Source organism: Microbulbifer hydrolyticus, from assembly GCF_009931115.1.
In the GTDB taxonomy this organism is placed as follows: domain Bacteria; phylum Pseudomonadota; class Gammaproteobacteria; order Pseudomonadales; family Cellvibrionaceae; genus Microbulbifer; species Microbulbifer hydrolyticus.
Genome location: NZ_CP047491.1, coordinates 1931344 through 1945971, shown reverse-complemented (window position 1 = coordinate 1945971; position 14628 = coordinate 1931344). Strand labels below are relative to the sequence as shown.

The following is a 14628-nucleotide window of genomic DNA, read 5'->3' as shown; positions in this document are numbered from 1 at the left end:
CACTTTTCGCGCTCAGAACAGGAAACCATAAAAACAGGCGACTTCAACCATGATTACCAACGACGCCATTATTCTCGGCATGCTTGCCGCCATACTTGGGTTCGTTTTTTATACCGCAAGCAGCGAGCAACGGTTCTGGAAGCGGTTTTATCGCTTCGTCCCTGCCCTACTGCTCTGCTATTTCCTTCCGTCTCTACTGACAACGTTTCATATCATCGATGCGCACAATTCCAATCTCTACTTCGTCGCGTCACGCTATTTACTGCCAGCGAGCCTGGTGCTGCTGACCCTGAGCATTGACCTGAAAGGGATCGTCAACCTTGGGCCGAAAGCGTTAATCATGTTCTTGACGGGTACCGCAGGCATTGTCATCGGTGGCCCGATTGCGCTTCTGATCATGTCCGCAATCGACCCGGGCATGCTCAATGGCAATGGCCCCGACGCGATCTGGAGAGGGATGACAACGGTAGCCGGCAGCTGGATCGGTGGTGGCGCCAACCAGGCCGCGATGAAAGAAATCTTTAACGTCGGTGGCAATGTTTTCTCGGCGATGGTGGCCGTCGATGTGATCGTTGCCAACCTGTGGATGGCGGTTTTGCTGATCATGGCCGGCAATGCGAAAAAGCTGGATGCACAACGTGGTGCGGACACTTCGGCCATCGATACGCTCCGCGATAGGGTCGAAAGCATGCAGCGCAAGCACTCCCGCATTCCAACCCTGCAGGACCTGATGCTGATTGCGGCGGTTGGCTTCGGTATCACCGCCATTGCACACGCGTTTGCGGACATCCTTGCCCCCTGGTTCCAGAACAATGCACCGGAGCTGGCACGCTTCAGTCTCACCAGCCCCTTCTTCTGGCTGATCGTCATCGCCACCACCCTTGGCATTGCCGCAGCCTTTACGCCGGCCAAAAAACTGGAAGGCGCTGGCGCAGCCAAAGTGGGCTCGGTATTCATCTACTTTCTTGTGGCCACCATCGGCACCCACATGGACATTACCGCACTCAAAAACAGCCCCGAGCTGTTTGTGCTTGGCCTGATCTGGATGGCAATACACGCGGGACTCATGCTGCTCGTTGCCAAACTGATCAAGGCACCGACCTTCTTCATGGCGGTAGGCAGCCAGGCAAACGTCGGCGGTGCAGCCTCCGCACCGGTGGTGGCGGCCGCCTTCCACCCGTCACTGGCCCCGGTGGGGGTACTCCTTGCGGTCGTGGGTTATGCGCTGGGCACCTACGCGGCGTGGTTCTGCGGGCAGTTACTGAGAATCGTAGGCGCGGGCTGATCAGCCCCGCTCACCAACCCCGCAAACAAAAAAAGCCCATATTGCCGCGGAGTCTATCCGCGGCAATATGGGCTTTTTTATTAACTGACAGCACTCAATCGCTATCGCCGTAAAAATTCCGACGAAGAAGTTGCCATCGGTTTAAATGCATGCGCGATGTACAAATGCTGCACACAGACAGCTCATAGGCTGTTACCAACCCTGGATGCTTCTGGGTAGTGGCAACCTTGCGGCAGCCACGATAAAAGCAGATTTGAGCGTGCGTCTATTCGCGAGTTATTCGCAGGGCACTACATCTTCCGCGAGCAGGCCCTTGTCGCCCTGCTGCATTTCAAACTCCACGGCCTGGCCCTCGTTGAGGGTTTTGTAGCCTTCACCGCGAATGCTGCGGTAGTGAACGAAGATATCCTCGGAACCCTCAGCGCAGGTGATAAAGCCATACCCCCGGGCGTTGTTAAACCACTTCACGGTACCCGTAACGCGATCACTCATTAAGCCAACCTCATTTATTGTTATTGCGCTCGCCCCGGTTGCGGGCAATGCGCCTACCCCAATTGCCGTGGCCATCGCCCTCTTTGCGGGGAGGTCCACAGTCTCGAAGTACCTGCTCGGGCATCCGAACAGGCCGTTACTGATTCTTAGATAAAACAGCGCCACTGTCTAGGTTTCCGCGTGAAATTAATCTTACATCCCATAAACAATGCGCAACAAATCACCAAAACAGTGCCAATATCACCACAGTTTTTGACATTTCATGCGGTTTAGCAAAATGTCACTTAACTGCCATTCAAGCACCAATTGACCTTTCGCGGCCACTGGCAATTGCCAGCTCTGGCAGATCCGCGATATGCAGCGTAGAGGTGGGGAAGGCACAGGAAGCACCGTGCTGCTCAATGATCTTGAGAATCTTCAGCAACACATCCTGTTTGATCTCGTGGTAACGCACCCATTCCGTGGTTTTGGTGAAGGTGTAGATAAAGAAATCCAGCGATGACGGTGCGAAGGAGTTGAAGTTCACAATCAGCGTCTGGTTGGTGTCGATTTCCGGGTGCTGCTGCAGCATCGCCTTTACGTCTTTTACGATGGGTTCCATCAGCGGTGCGTCTTCATAACGGATACCGATGGTTTCATAGATGCGGCGATTCAGCATCCGCGAGGGGTTTTCAACCGAGATCTGGGTGAAAATCCCATTGGGTATGTACAGGGGGCGCTTATCAAATGTGCGGATACGGGTAAGGCGCCAGCCAATATCCTCTACAGTGCCCTCAATTTCCTTGTCCGGAGACCGCACCCAATCCCCGACCTTGAACGGCCGATCCAGGTAAACCATCAACCCACCGAAGAAATTGGCCAACAGATCCTTGGCCGCAAAGCCGATCGCCAGACCGCCGATACCGCCGAATGCCAGTACACCGCTGATGCTATAACCAAAGTGCTGCATGATCACCATGGCGGCAGTAATGATTATTGAGGCTCTGATCAGCTTGCCGATGGCACGCACCGTGGTGGCATCCATCGGCTTGCCCATATAGCGGGGATCCGCCAGGTTGCGCTCCACTGCTTTTGCAAAGCGCAGCGCAAACCAGGTGATCAGTACAATAAAACCGATCTCACGAACGGTCACCGCATAGGAAAAGACCTCAGCGCCAGTCGCTTTCCCCGCACGGGAGGCTGCCAGGGAAAGGCCCACCAGCCATACCAAAATGGACCCCGGGGGGTTGATCGATCCACAGAGCGCATCGTCCCACGGGTTGACGGTGCGCTCCGCCCTCGCCTGCAGGCGCGCCACAAAGAGCGCGAGCATCCAGGCCGCAAAAGCGGTTGCCAGTACGATCAAAAAGACTTCGGCAATCCAGAAACGGTCTTCCCCCACCAGGGAGCGCAAAAACGCTTTAGCCTGCTCCACAAATCACTCCATATGCTGCTTTAGGTTTATTCGGTATCTGCGAGTCTGCCGCAAGCGGCTCTTTCACCAAGGCCGCCCATTGTGCGTATTTACATCCAGGATTCCAGCCAACGCCTTGTCTCCAGCCAACGGGGCGTGGTCTCTAACGCTGCCCAGCTATCGATCGCGGGCCGCCCCCGCATACGCTCCAGTCGTTTGCTTGAGTGTGGGTCCGGGACGTAACCTTCAAGTGCCTTCAGGACTTCCAGTGCGCCCTGGCGGTTATTACATACAACGCCCATATCACAACCGGCCTGCATGGCCGCGCGGATACGTGCCGCATAGCCGCCCGCGGCACCGGCGCCCTCCATGGTGAGGTCATCACTGAATATCACCCCATCAAACCCCAGGCGCTTGCGCAGGATTTCCTGCAGCCAGAAGCGGGAAAAACCGACCGGGTTTTCATCTACCTTCGCGAATCGTATATGGGCTGGCATGACCGCCTCCAGCTCTCCTGCGGCGATGCATTCTTCAAACGGCTTGCCGTCTGACGCGAGCACATCTTCCAGTTCGCGTTGGTCTACTGGCAATTCTTCGTGACTGTCTTCCAGCACCTGCCCATGCCCGGGAAAATGCTTGCCAGTGGTGGCCATTCCGGCCTCGTGCATACCCGCCATAAACGGCCGCGCTTTCGCCGCAAGCTTCAGCGGATCACAGGCAAAACTGCGATCACCAACGATACGACAGAAATCATCGTCCGCATCCAGTACCGGGGCGAAACTGAAGTCCACACCCACCGCCAGAAGCTCAGCGGCCAACAGCCACCCGACATCTTTGAGCTGCTGCGAATCGGCCCGGGCGCTCAGCGCCTGCATGGAGGGGATACGGGTGAAGGAATCCTTGAAGCGCTGCACACGCCCCCCTTCCTGATCCACGGCAAGCAGAATTTCGGGCCGTACGGCACGGATTTCTGAGACCAGCGCTTCGAGTTGCGGGCGATCGCGGAAGTTACGCGCGAAGAAAATGAGCCCGCCTACCTGCGGGTGGCGCAGTAGCTCGCGGTCTTCCTCGGTGAGCTCGGTGCTCTCCACATCAATCATTACCGGACCAATCTGCACAGACATGGTTCCTGCTCCCGCTATCAGTGAATGGTGTTCAACAGGGAATAACATCTAAATGGGAGGCTCGACGTCGCACCCAGCCATCCCCGAGTTTATGGGTCCTTTGACTCTGGAGCCGTCAGCATCGCCGCGGCCGCTGGCGCCAGCCGGGCCAGGGTCTCTTCCAGGCTACTCTCGGCACCGAAATCTTCCCTCAGGATAGCTTCGATCGCATCAAAGCTCGACAGGGAAAAGATGGTGGCACCCAGCATGAAATACAGGCGCCAATAGAAAGTGACAGGATCCACCTGGGGCAGCGCATTGGCGAGCTCACCGGCAAAGCGCCGGTAACTGGCACCGTAGCGAGAGACAATAAACCGTCGCAAGTGGCCTTGTGACTGGGTATAAGCCAGTCCCAACAGCCCCATGAAACGCTTTGGGTCCCGGCCTTCTTTTGCCAGGCCGGCCAGCGCTACGCGATACAGGCTCTGCAACAGGTCATCCACCTGCAATTGCTCCCCGGGAGACTCTGCGAGCTGGGCCTGGCGACGACTCAGCTCCTGATCCAGACTCTCCGTAAAAGGCGTTAGAAAGCGCTCGAATACTGCCTGTATCAGCTCCTTTTTCGAACCGAAATGGTAGTTCACTGCCGCCAGGTTGACGCCTGCTGTACTGGTAATGGTTCGCAGAGAAGTCTCGGTAAACCCCCGCTCGGCAAAAAGCACCTCGGCGGCATCCAGTATACGGTTGACGGTATCCAGCTGACTCATACCCTGCTCACAGTAATTCAAACCAACAATTAAAACGTTTGTTTAAGTGCTGAGACTAGCATAGTCGCCCCCTCTCGCAATAGCTGGAACATTCCCCTCGCTTCGCGCGCAAGACGCCTTCTGACAATCCGATCACCTTCACAGCAACAACACCAAAAGCGAATCCGCGCGACTTTCGCGACCTGTCAGTTACCAAGCCACCGCATCGCACACTAGATTGAAAACAAGGGCTCGTACGCGCGCCATAATTCATTAACCCGGGAGGGCTGCATCATGGCAAGAATTGCTCCTGAGATTGGCAGCTGGTTTGAAAACTTTGACAGCGGAGACCTGTTTGAGGTGGTCGCAGTAGACCACCCCGGCCGCACCATCGAGATTCAGTATCTCGACGGGACACTGGGTGAGATCGACTTCCAGAGCTGGCCGCGGATGCCGGTCATTGGCGCCGCGGAACCGGAAGATGCGAACGCCGGTTACGGCACACTGGCAGAAGAAATGCAGGACGCTGAAGATGGGGGTTATCGGAGCCCCATTTTGTCCCCGGCGCAAAGCGCGATCGACAGGCTTGAAGGAGAGTCTTTTCCCGGCACCGACGAAGGTTTTTAACGGGAACCAATGAAACGCTCATACCGAACGTGAGCGGCAATCTAGCGGATACCGGATCAGGCGTCGCCATTTCGAATGTGTTCGATAATGATCTCCGCCGCCTCTTCTACGGTATCCACCAGGGTGAACAGGTCGAGATCGCCCGCATCGATACAGCCTCGCTCAAGCACGGTGTTTACCATCCAGTCTACCAGCCCCGCCCAGTAACGCTTGCCCACCAGTACAATCGGAAAGTGTCGTACTTTCTGGGTCTGTACCAGAGTCAAGGCTTCAAACAGTTCGTCCATGGTGCCGTATCCGCCGGGCATGGCAATGAACCCGACGGCGTGTTTGACGAACATGAATTTGCGTACAAAAAAGTAACGGAAGTTCAGATTGATATCCAGGTAGGCGTTGGGCACTTGCTCGAACGGCAGCTCTATATTCAGCCCGATCGATGCGCCACACTGGGTAAACGCACCGCGATTGCTCGCTTCCATAATTCCCGGCCCGCCGCCGGTCATGACTGGCACACCCTCGCTCGCCAAGAGCTCGCCGAGGCGCACCGCTTGCTGGTACTCAGCAGCTTCTTCGGGAAATCTCGCACTTCCGAAAACGGTAACCGCACCCTTCAGGGTAATCAGGCGCTCTATTCCATCTACGAGCTCAGATTGAATACGCAGCACGCGCCACGCTTCCGGCATTTTTGCATCCAGCATATGCCTTCTCCTTATCGCTATTCGCGGCTTGTTCTGACCGCCACTCTTTCGCCGCAGACATAAAATTCCACAAGTCTCCCCAAGTCTAGCAGTAATCGGCTCGTGCCCCTTAAGATTGCGCACCCGCCAAATCTGTATATAATCACAGCACCTGTATAAAAACACAGACTCAGGGAATACGGGTATACGGGAACACTGACATAACAGGAACGAGCCCATGACAAACCTTACTGCGCGCCAGGCCCAGGTACTCGAGTTGATCAAAACTTACCTGGACGACACCGGATACCCGCCCACCCGAGCGGAAATTGCAAAGCAGCTCGGCTTCCGCTCACCCAACGCGGCGGAAGAACATTTGAAAGCGCTGGCGCGCAAAGGTGCGATCGAAATGGTCGCCGGTGCGTCACGCGGCATCCGGATACCGGACTACCAGAGCGGGCTTCCGATCGTCGGTCGCGTGGCCGCCGGCAACCCGATACTGGCGGAAGAAAACATCGAGGAATACTGTGAGATCCCCGCTGAGTTTTTTCACCCACCCGCCGACTACCTGCTTCGGGTTCACGGTATGAGCATGAAAGATGCCGGCATACTCGATGGCGACCTGCTCGCGGTTCAACGCACCGATAACATCCGCAACGGGCAGATCGTGGTGGCACGCATTGAAGATGAAGTGACGGTCAAGCGCTTCAAACGCCGGGGCAATCAGGCGACCATACAGCTGATGCCGGAGAATGAAGAGTTTGACGTGATTGAAGTGGATATGCGCGACAGAAGCTTCGCAATCGAGGGCCTCGCGGTTGGCGTGATCCGCCAGAACCCGGTGTAAACAAAAACGGGCAGTCGATCGTCAGATGGCTATTGCGATTGCTTAAGACATAAAAAAACAGGGCTCAGGGCCCTGTTTTTTTATGCATCCAATATGGAGATCTGCCGGCCGCTTGCGACTCAGCAGGTGCCGGGGTTTAGTGGATCGTGTGCTCGGTAATATCCACTTCTTCCTCCTCAAAGGGTTCCGGCTCCAGGTCGTTGATCTCCTGTACCGCCTCAATGCCCGCTTCCAGCATGGCGCGCGCTATGGTCACCTTGTGCTCACGCAGGAACTCGAGACTCTCGGCAGAAAAATGGATACGCACCAACGGATCGTCCTTGTGACCTGCGCGTCGCAACGCCACATCACCATTGGACAACTCGATGATTTCGTAGGTCTCAGAAGACATTCATTTCTCCACAAACTTCCCAGGAACCGCGTGCCAGGCACCGCACAATTTGGGGCAGTGTAACACAGGGAGAAGTGATTAATCAGCGGACACGGCCCCTGACCATGGACGCCATAGGGCCCCAGAGTTCGCACCGGCCGAAGCGGCCAACCTTCACCACTCCTCACCATGCGCACGCTGACGCTGCACCAGCTCATTGAGAGCGCGAAGCCACTTTTCCAGCGCTTCATGGCCAAGCGGTTCTGGCGCGCGCCGATCGAGCTGCTGTAGAGGGATGAGGCTTTGCCCCCCCGCCGCGTCGACCGCGGAAGCGGCGGGCTGCTGAGCGGTACCCGTGGCCGGTTGCCACAGGGCCTGCCAGGCTGCCGCCATCGACTGAAACCAACTATCCGGGTTTTCGGCGAGGCTCACCAGCTCGTTCACCTCAGCACTGAATTTGCCTCTGGCGGAGACCAGCTGCGCCAGCGCGTGTGCGGTTTCCGGCTCGCCGCCCGGACCAAACCCCAACTGCAGCTGTTGCCCCTGCTCCGCGAGAAACGCCTTATAGGCACGCCACAGCTGGAGCAGCGCTGCTTCGTGCTGGGCGCTCTCGTACAGGGCCTGCTGACTGCCTGCCCCCTCTGGCGAGGCCAGAGAGTGCAGAATCAGCTGGGCTTTTCGCAGCGCCGACGCCACTGCGCAGGTATATGGATTGCTCACCGGTCTACCTACTTGGCGGGCGCTTTTTTAGAGGGCGCCTTTTTCGCGGCGGCCTTCTTTTTCGCCGGTGCTTTTTTCTTCGCAGCAGCTTTTTTCTTGACTGCCGGTTTCTTCTTCGCCGGCTCTTCTACCTGCCACTTGCCGTCGCGATAGAACGCTTTCCAACCGGTTGCCTTGCCCTCTTCCTCAGACTGCACGTACTGTTCCTGGGTCTTGCGGCTGAAGCGCACCACGGTGTCGCGGCCTTCATTGTCTTCCACAGGCGCCGAGAACAGGAAGCTGTACTTCGGATCAATCTCGTCTTTGTGCGGCAACAGTTCCTTGATCAACGGCGCACGGGTCTCCCGGTTTTTCGGGAACTGGCTCGCTGCGAGGAACAGTCCTGAGGCGCCATCGCGAAGAATGTAGGTATCTTCCACCTTCTCGCACGGAAGCTCGGGCATCGGAACCGGGTCCATTTTCGGCGGTGCCGGCTGGCCACTTTTCAACAGTTTGCGGGTATTTTTACAGGTCTCGCTGGTGCAACCGAAATACTTGCCGAAACGGCCCGATTTCAACTGCATGTCCGCACCGCATTTGTCGCACTCGATCACCGGGCCGTCATAACCCTTGATCTTGAATGTGCCCTTCTCCACCTCAAACCCGGGGCAATCCGGGTTATTACCGCAAATATGCAATTTGCGATGCTCGTCCACCAGGTAGCTGTCCATGGCGGTACCGCATTTGCCGCAACGGCGTTTTTCGCGCAGCTGCCGGGTTTCCGCATCCTCGTCCTTGTCCGCGTCAACCGCTTCCTCACCGGACACCAGGTTCATGGTGTTGGTGCAACGCTCTTTGGGCGGCAGTGCATAGCCGGAACAGCCAAGGAAAACCCCGGTAGAACCGGTGCGAATCTGCATATGGCGACCGCACTGGCTGCACTCGATATCGGTATCGGTCGGTGCGTTGCGGCGCATGCCGTGTTCCTTGTCCTGCGCGGCTTCGAGGCGCGCGCTGAAGTCGGAATAGAAATCGTTGAGCAGGTCTTTCCAGCCGCGATTGCCTTCGGCAACGGAATCCAGGGATTCCTCCAGGCTGGCGGTAAAACCATAATCCATCAGGTCGGTGAAGCTCTCGCTCAGGCGATCGGTGACGATGTCGCCCATTTTTTCCGCGTAGAAACGGCGGTTTTCCAGCCGTACATAGCCGCGGTCCTGAATGGTGGAAATAATCGACGCATAGGTGGACGGGCGACCGATACCGCGCTTTTCCAGCTCTTTAACCAGTGCAGCTTCGCTGAAGCGCGCCGGCGGCTTGGTAAAGTGCTGCTTCGGATCGAGTTTCTTCAGGTTGAGCTTTTCGCCGACCTTGATATCAGGCAGTACCAGATCTTCGTCTTTCTTGCTCTGGGCGGGCGCGACTTTCAGGAAACCATCGAAGCGAATAACGCGACCACGGGTACGCAATTCAAAGTCACCCGCAGTAACCACTACCGAGGTGGAAGTGAACTGAGCAGGCGTCATCTGGCAGGCCACAAACTGTTGCCAGATCAAGGTGTACAGGCGCTCGGCGTCCCGCTCCATGCCGGACAGCATATTCGGCTTCACCCGCACGTCGGAGGGGCGGATCGCCTCGTGCGCTTCTTGCGCGCCCTCTTTACTGCTGTAGCGGTTGGGGTTTTCCGGCAGGTACTTGTCGCCGTAATTTTCGACGATAAAGTCGCGTACGGAAGACACCGCCTCGGCACTGAGATTGGTGGAGTCGGTACGCATGTAGGTGATGTAACCCGCTTCGTACAGACGCTGGGCCATCATCATGGTTTTCTTTACGCTGAAACCAAGGCGATTGCTCGCCGCTTGTTGCAGTGTCGAAGTAATAAAAGGCGCACTGGGCTTTGAGCTCGTAGGCTTGTCGTCCCGGGCAGTGACCTCAAAATCGCTGGCCTGCAACGCCTTGAGGGCCGACATCGCCTGCTCTTCGTTGGTCGGGCGGAAGGCCTCGCCGGACTGCTTTTTGACCTCCAGGCGCAGCGCATCGGTTTTTGCGGTCTGCGTATCCGCAAACAGCGTCCAGTATTCCTCGGGGATAAACGCGCGAATTTCCCGCTCGCGTTCCACCACAAGACGCACGGCAACCGACTGCACCCGGCCAGCGGAAAGACCACGGGCGACTTTTTCCCACAACAGCGGGGACACCATGTATCCCACAATGCGGTCAAGGAACCGGCGCGCCTGCTGAGCATTTACCCGGTCGATATCCAGCGGACCTGGATCTTTAAACGCCTCCTGGATCGCCGACTTGGTGATCTCATTGAACACCACACGACGATAGCGCGACTCGTCACCACCAATGGCTTCCCGCAGGTGCCATGCGATGGCTTCCCCTTCGCGGTCCAAGTCCGTTGCGAGGTAGACGTGGTCGGCGTTGGCAGCGAGCTTGCGTAGCTCGTCCACCACCTTTTCCTTGCCGGGCAGGATCTCGTAGTGGGCTTCCCAGTTGTGATCCGGGTCAATTCCCATGCGCTTGATCAGCTGTTCACGGCTTTTCTTGCGCTTGTAGATCTCTTTCTGTTCCGGAGAAAGCTTGCGGGTTTCCGCCGCGCGACGGGCACGCTCTTTGGCATCGACCGGCTTCTTGTTGGAAGCGCCGGTGGGAAGATCCCGGATATGACCGATACTGGACTTCACGACAAAGTCCTTTCCGAGATACTTGTTGATTGTTTTTGCCTTCGCCGGCGACTCGACGATGACCAGTGATTTACCCATAAGCTTTTGATTTTTAATAGAAAATTTACTGCTTTCGCACGTTCGGCAGCGGCCAGATTCAGCTGTGCGCTGCGCGAATATATATGCTTGGCCCCCAGTGCGGTCAAGCAAGCGTCACAAATTGATGACCAGATTGTCCGTTCAGTAACCGGTTGTGACCGGCAGTTTGACCATTGGTTCAGCTACAAACCGGCTGCGTCACATCGAGCCGGATTTGCACAGCCAATCCGGATTGGCCGCTAAAAAAGTAGACCACTTCTGCGCGGGGAAGCGTTAACCACGCGGTTCGCGGTTCCCGGTGCCCTCCTCCTGGCGCGTTGCCTGACGGATTGCTTCTTCTATTACCGGGCGCATGGAACCCAGCGCCTCCTGCACCGCCGCCAATCCGTTGTCTCCGCTGCGCTCACGCCACTGTACGCCGAGCCCACTATCATTCGCGTACACCGCCGTCGCATCCGCCGGCAACATACTCAGGAGCTCTTTCAACGGCAGCTTTGCGGATTCCGGTGCTTCGCGGCCGTTGCGCCAGTCCCACACGTCATCAAAGTTCATCTCGTGGGACATGCGCTGGAGTTCCAGCCCCCAGCCCGTCTGCAGGCGGCGGGGGTTGCGCCACTGGGAAAAGTAGACCGCCGCATTGCCCGTGCCCTGGGATGCCGGCAGCGACTGCATTTGCACCTTGAGGCCGGACATGGCCGCGCGCTGGCGCAGATCCGCCAGTTTGCGCTCGCGGCTGCTCGGTTTGAGCCACATAACCGGGCCCACAACGAGGACAACAGCAAAAATGATAGCGACGATAGGCAACCAGCTAGCCATGTTCAGGATCTTCCGTGTCGAATTGTGATCTTGTGGTGCCAGCGGAACACCAAACCCTCCGCTGAAACCGTATTCAGGGCGCGCATTTTTCCCCGCAAGCCGGCGGTTGTGTCAAGTCTGTTTTTTTAAAGTAGACTCAATAGCACTACGGGGGGTTGGACAATTACCCGGTAGTCCCGAATGAAACGATTAAAATTCACCCAAATTGCGGGGGCCAAATGTCAGGCTACAACAACATACTGGTCGGACTGGACCTTTCTGAAGAATCCGCACAGGTACTGGAGCGGGCAGCGCAAATCGCGGCGTACAGCAACGCCAAGATGAGTCTCGCGCATATCATCGAGCCACTCACCTTTGCCTATGGCGGTGATGTTCCAATGGATCTCTCCGAGGTGCAGGAGCAACTCCAGAACCAGGCCAAGGAGCAACTGCGCAAAGCCGCAGCCGACCTGAACATCCCGGCGGACCGCCAACACGTTGTGCTGGGGCAGCCCGCGACGGAAATTCACCGCCTGGCGGAAGAGTCCGGGTGTGATCTGATCGTGATTGGCAGCCACGGCCGGCACGGTCTCGCGCTGCTGCTGGGCTCTACCGCAAACGGTGTACTGCACGGTGCTGGATGCGATGTTCTCGCAGTCAGGGTACATGCGCCGAGTGAATAAAAAACGGGGGCTTTGAGCCCCCGTTTTACCGCCTTGCGGTGCCTGAAAGCACCCCTGAAAGCCCCACTGTAGGCAACGCAGTCACATGCTATCCAGTTCAGCCCAGCGCTCGAACGCTTCCTCCAGTGCCTGCTGTAACTCCGCCAGTGACTGCAGCCGCGCCTGCACGGTCTCACTGTCCTGCTGGTAAAAATCCGGGGCCGCCATTTCTTCTTCAAAAGCCGCGATGTCATTTTCCAGTGACTCGATTTTTGCTGGCAGCGCATCCAGTTCACGTTGCAGTTTGTAGCTGAGCTTTTTGGCCTTCTGCGGTTTGGGCTTGTCTTCCGGTGTAACGCTGGACGTTTCCTCCACGGCCTTGGTGTCGGCCGGCCTGCGGGCCTTGAGCTGCTCCTCGGCACTGATAAAACGGCCGCCCTGGCGCACAAAGTCCTGATAGCCACCCACGTATTCCCGTACCACGCCGTTCCCTTCAAACGCCAGGCAACTTTCCACCACATTATCCAGAAACGCACGGTCGTGGCTGACCAGAAGCACCGTTCCGGAGAACTCCATCAACAACTGCTCGAGTAACTCCAGGGTCTCAACGTCCAGGTCGTTAGTGGGTTCGTCCAGCACCAGAACATTGGCCGGCTGGCTGAAAAGTTTCGCCAGCAGTGCGCGGTTGCGTTCACCACCACTCAAGGCACCCACCTTTGTGCGCGCCTTGATACCGGTAAACAGAAAATCACTCAGGTACGACATCACATGACGGGTACTGCCCCCCACCTCGATGTTTTCACGGCCCTCGGCGATATTATCGACCACGGTCAGGTCCGGGTTCAGGGTATCCCGGCGCTGATCAAAATAGGCTACCTGTTGTTTGGTTCCCAAGCGGATATGGCCACTCTGCGGCTCCAGGTCGCCAAGCAGCAAACGGATCAGGGTACTTTTTCCCGCCCCGTTGGGGCCAATCAGGCCAACCTTGTCACCCCGCATCAGGGTAAAGTCCAGGTCGCGAATCAATGGCGCGGCATCACCCTCGAATCCAAAGGTTACCCCCTTCAGTTCCGCTACCAGCTTGCCCGAGCGCTCGCCGGCATCCAGTGCCATCTTGGCCACACCCTGGCGCTCGCGTCGGGCCTGGCGCTCTTTGCGGAGCGACTGCAGCGCGCGCACGCGCCCCTCATTGCGGGTGCGGCGAGCCTTGATGCCCTGACGAATCCAGGTCTCTTCCTGCGCGAGCTTCTTATCGAACAGGGCGTCGTTGCGGGCCTCCTCTTCCAACAGCTTCTCTTTTTCCTGCTGGTACCGGTTAAACGGGCAGTTGAAAACCCGCAGGATTCCGCGATCCAGGTCCCACACAGAGGTAGCGAGGCGCTGCGCCAGCGCACGGTCGTGGCTCACGAACAATAAAGCACCGCGATAGCTGGCGAGAAAGTCCTCGAGCCATTCCACTGCCGCAATATCCAGGTGATTGGTAGGCTCATCCAGGATCAGCAGGTCCGGTTCTGTGACCAGTGCGCGAGCCAGCGCGGCGCGGCGCTGCCAGCCGCCGGAAAGGTCCATCACCTTGGCGCTTTCGTCCAGGTCCAGCCGGTCAAGCACACTGTCAATTTTTGCCAGTAGCTCCCAACCGTGCGCGCTTTCGATCTTCGCCTGCAGCTCCGGCGCCTGATGATCCCGGTATTCCGAAAGCCAGACGCCAACATCGCCGAGCCCCCCGGCAACATAGCGATACACCGTATCGGTGCAGTCTTCCGGCAAGGCCTGCTCTAGGGTCGAAAGCACCATGCCACTCTGGCGAATAATCTCGCCCTCATCCGGATCCCCCTTACCACCAATCAGGCTGAGCAAACTGGACTTGCCCTCGCCATTGCGCCCGACCAGGCAGATTCGATCCCCGCGCTCTATCTTGGCGTTTACATGATCCGCCAGTACCTGAACGCCATAGCGTAAACAAACGCCATCCAACTGAAGCAACATAAATAACCACTACAATGGTTTTGAGGCATCGATATAAATCAACGCTGTGTGCGCCAGTTGGCCATAAGCGGCCAACACCACGCACACGCCGCAATGATTTTTAGCGATACCCAGGTGAAAAAGGACATTTTACGCTTTATTCTCCGGCCTTCGAATAAGCGATTTCTCAATCGGGTTTTCA

14 protein-coding genes are annotated in these 14628 nt (G+C 57.2%); 4 read left to right on the top strand and 10 right to left on the bottom strand.

The genetic code is table 11. The features are described from left to right. The first annotated feature begins 49 nt into the window (after positions 1–49). Positions 50–1285 carry a DUF819 family protein gene (locus tag GTQ55_RS08205; RefSeq protein WP_161858293.1) on the top strand — a complete coding sequence of 412 codons (1236 nt, stop codon included), beginning with the start codon at positions 50–52 and terminating at the stop codon, positions 1283–1285. A 276-nt stretch (positions 1286–1561) separates the two neighbouring features. Here the strand turns inward: GTQ55_RS08205 and GTQ55_RS08200 are convergent, their stop codons facing one another. From GTQ55_RS08200 to GTQ55_RS08185, 4 genes are all read right to left on the bottom strand, one after another. Then, complete coding sequence (locus GTQ55_RS08200; protein ID WP_138234656.1) at positions 1562–1777, bottom strand: cold-shock protein; 216 nt, start codon at positions 1775–1777, stop codon at positions 1562–1564. Between the two features lie 295 nt (positions 1778–2072). Further along, positions 2073–3191 (bottom strand): mechanosensitive ion channel family protein, encoded by a 1119-nt coding sequence (locus tag GTQ55_RS08195; RefSeq protein ID WP_183946544.1) that lies wholly within the window; start codon positions 3189–3191, stop codon positions 2073–2075. A gap of 89 nt (positions 3192–3280) precedes the next feature. Beyond that, positions 3281–4294: a beta-N-acetylhexosaminidase gene (gene nagZ, locus GTQ55_RS08190; RefSeq protein ID WP_161858292.1), complete on the bottom strand. Its 1014-nt coding sequence runs from the start codon at positions 4292–4294 to the stop codon at positions 3281–3283. Between the two features lie 89 nt (positions 4295–4383). Then, positions 4384–5040, bottom strand: a complete 657-nt coding sequence (locus GTQ55_RS08185; protein ID WP_161858291.1) for a TetR/AcrR family transcriptional regulator — start codon at positions 5038–5040, stop codon at positions 4384–4386. A 273-nt stretch (positions 5041–5313) separates the two neighbouring features. Here GTQ55_RS08185 and GTQ55_RS08180 point away from each other — a divergent pair, with 273 nt between their 5' ends. Next, positions 5314–5646 carry a DUF6763 family protein gene (locus GTQ55_RS08180; RefSeq protein ID WP_161858290.1) on the top strand — a complete coding sequence of 111 codons (333 nt, stop codon included), beginning with the start codon at positions 5314–5316 and terminating at the stop codon, positions 5644–5646. A gap of 56 nt (positions 5647–5702) precedes the next feature. Here GTQ55_RS08180 and GTQ55_RS08175 read toward each other — a convergent pair whose 3' ends face one another. After that, entirely contained in the window at positions 5703–6344 is a 642-nt protein-coding gene (locus tag GTQ55_RS08175; protein WP_161858289.1) for an LOG family protein, read from the bottom strand. 217 nt (positions 6345–6561) lie between these two features. Here GTQ55_RS08175 and lexA point away from each other — a divergent pair, with 217 nt between their 5' ends. Further along, positions 6562–7170: a transcriptional repressor LexA gene (lexA, locus tag GTQ55_RS08170; protein ID WP_161858288.1), complete on the top strand. Its 609-nt coding sequence runs from the start codon at positions 6562–6564 to the stop codon at positions 7168–7170. 136 nt (positions 7171–7306) lie between these two features. Here lexA and GTQ55_RS08165 read toward each other — a convergent pair whose 3' ends face one another. The 4 genes from GTQ55_RS08165 to GTQ55_RS08150 all read right to left on the bottom strand — a co-directional run bounded on the left by GTQ55_RS08165 (position 7307) and on the right by GTQ55_RS08150 (position 11820). Further along, complete coding sequence (locus GTQ55_RS08165; protein ID WP_161858287.1) at positions 7307–7561, bottom strand: hypothetical protein; 255 nt, start codon at positions 7559–7561, stop codon at positions 7307–7309. Between the two features lie 153 nt (positions 7562–7714). Continuing rightward, positions 7715–8260: a DUF6586 family protein gene (locus GTQ55_RS08160; protein WP_161858286.1), complete on the bottom strand. Its 546-nt coding sequence runs from the start codon at positions 8258–8260 to the stop codon at positions 7715–7717. An 8-nt stretch (positions 8261–8268) separates the two neighbouring features. Further along, on the bottom strand, positions 8269–11004 hold the full coding sequence (gene topA, locus GTQ55_RS08155; RefSeq protein ID WP_161858285.1) for a type I DNA topoisomerase: 2736 nt from the start codon (positions 11002–11004) through the stop codon (positions 8269–8271). A gap of 273 nt (positions 11005–11277) precedes the next feature. After that, on the bottom strand, positions 11278–11820 hold the full coding sequence (locus tag GTQ55_RS08150) for a hypothetical protein (protein ID WP_161858284.1): 543 nt from the start codon (positions 11818–11820) through the stop codon (positions 11278–11280). A gap of 218 nt (positions 11821–12038) precedes the next feature. Here GTQ55_RS08150 and GTQ55_RS08145 point away from each other — a divergent pair, with 218 nt between their 5' ends. After that, positions 12039–12482 (top strand): universal stress protein, encoded by a 444-nt coding sequence (locus GTQ55_RS08145; RefSeq protein ID WP_161858283.1) that lies wholly within the window; start codon positions 12039–12041, stop codon positions 12480–12482. 81 nt (positions 12483–12563) lie between these two features. On the opposite strand, the gene GTQ55_RS08140 is transcribed toward GTQ55_RS08145, so the two are convergent. Continuing rightward, a complete protein-coding gene (locus GTQ55_RS08140) occupies positions 12564–14447 on the bottom strand; it encodes an ATP-binding cassette domain-containing protein (protein ID WP_161858282.1) in 1884 nt (627 codons plus the stop codon). Between the last annotated feature and the right edge of the window lie 181 nt (positions 14448–14628).

Bases quoted from the DNA above. Each gene is read 5' to 3' on its own strand.
- GTQ55_RS08200 (WP_138234656.1), bottom strand. From the start codon at position 1,777: ATGAGTGATCGCGTTACGGGTACCGTGAAGTGGTTTAACAACGCCCGG.
- GTQ55_RS08205 (WP_161858293.1), top strand. From the start codon at position 50: ATGATTACCAACGACGCCATTATTCTCGGCATGCTTGCCGCCATACTT.
- GTQ55_RS08165 (WP_161858287.1), bottom strand. From the start codon at position 7,561: ATGTCTTCTGAGACCTACGAAATCATCGAGTTGTCCAATGGTGATGTG.
- GTQ55_RS08150 (WP_161858284.1), bottom strand. From the start codon at position 11,820: ATGGCTAGCTGGTTGCCTATCGTCGCTATCATTTTTGCTGTTGTCCTC.
- nagZ (WP_161858292.1), bottom strand. From the start codon at position 4,294: ATGTCTGTGCAGATTGGTCCGGTAATGATTGATGTGGAGAGCACCGAG.
- GTQ55_RS08180 (WP_161858290.1), top strand. From the start codon at position 5,314: ATGGCAAGAATTGCTCCTGAGATTGGCAGCTGGTTTGAAAACTTTGAC.
- GTQ55_RS08185 (WP_161858291.1), bottom strand. From the start codon at position 5,040: ATGAGTCAGCTGGATACCGTCAACCGTATACTGGATGCCGCCGAGGTG.
- lexA (WP_161858288.1), top strand. From the start codon at position 6,562: ATGACAAACCTTACTGCGCGCCAGGCCCAGGTACTCGAGTTGATCAAA.
- topA (WP_161858285.1), bottom strand. From the start codon at position 11,004: ATGGGTAAATCACTGGTCATCGTCGAGTCGCCGGCGAAGGCAAAAACA.
- GTQ55_RS08140 (WP_161858282.1), bottom strand. From the start codon at position 14,447: ATGTTGCTTCAGTTGGATGGCGTTTGTTTACGCTATGGCGTTCAGGTA.
- GTQ55_RS08145 (WP_161858283.1), top strand. From the start codon at position 12,039: ATGTCAGGCTACAACAACATACTGGTCGGACTGGACCTTTCTGAAGAA.
- GTQ55_RS08175 (WP_161858289.1), bottom strand. From the start codon at position 6,344: ATGCTGGATGCAAAAATGCCGGAAGCGTGGCGCGTGCTGCGTATTCAA.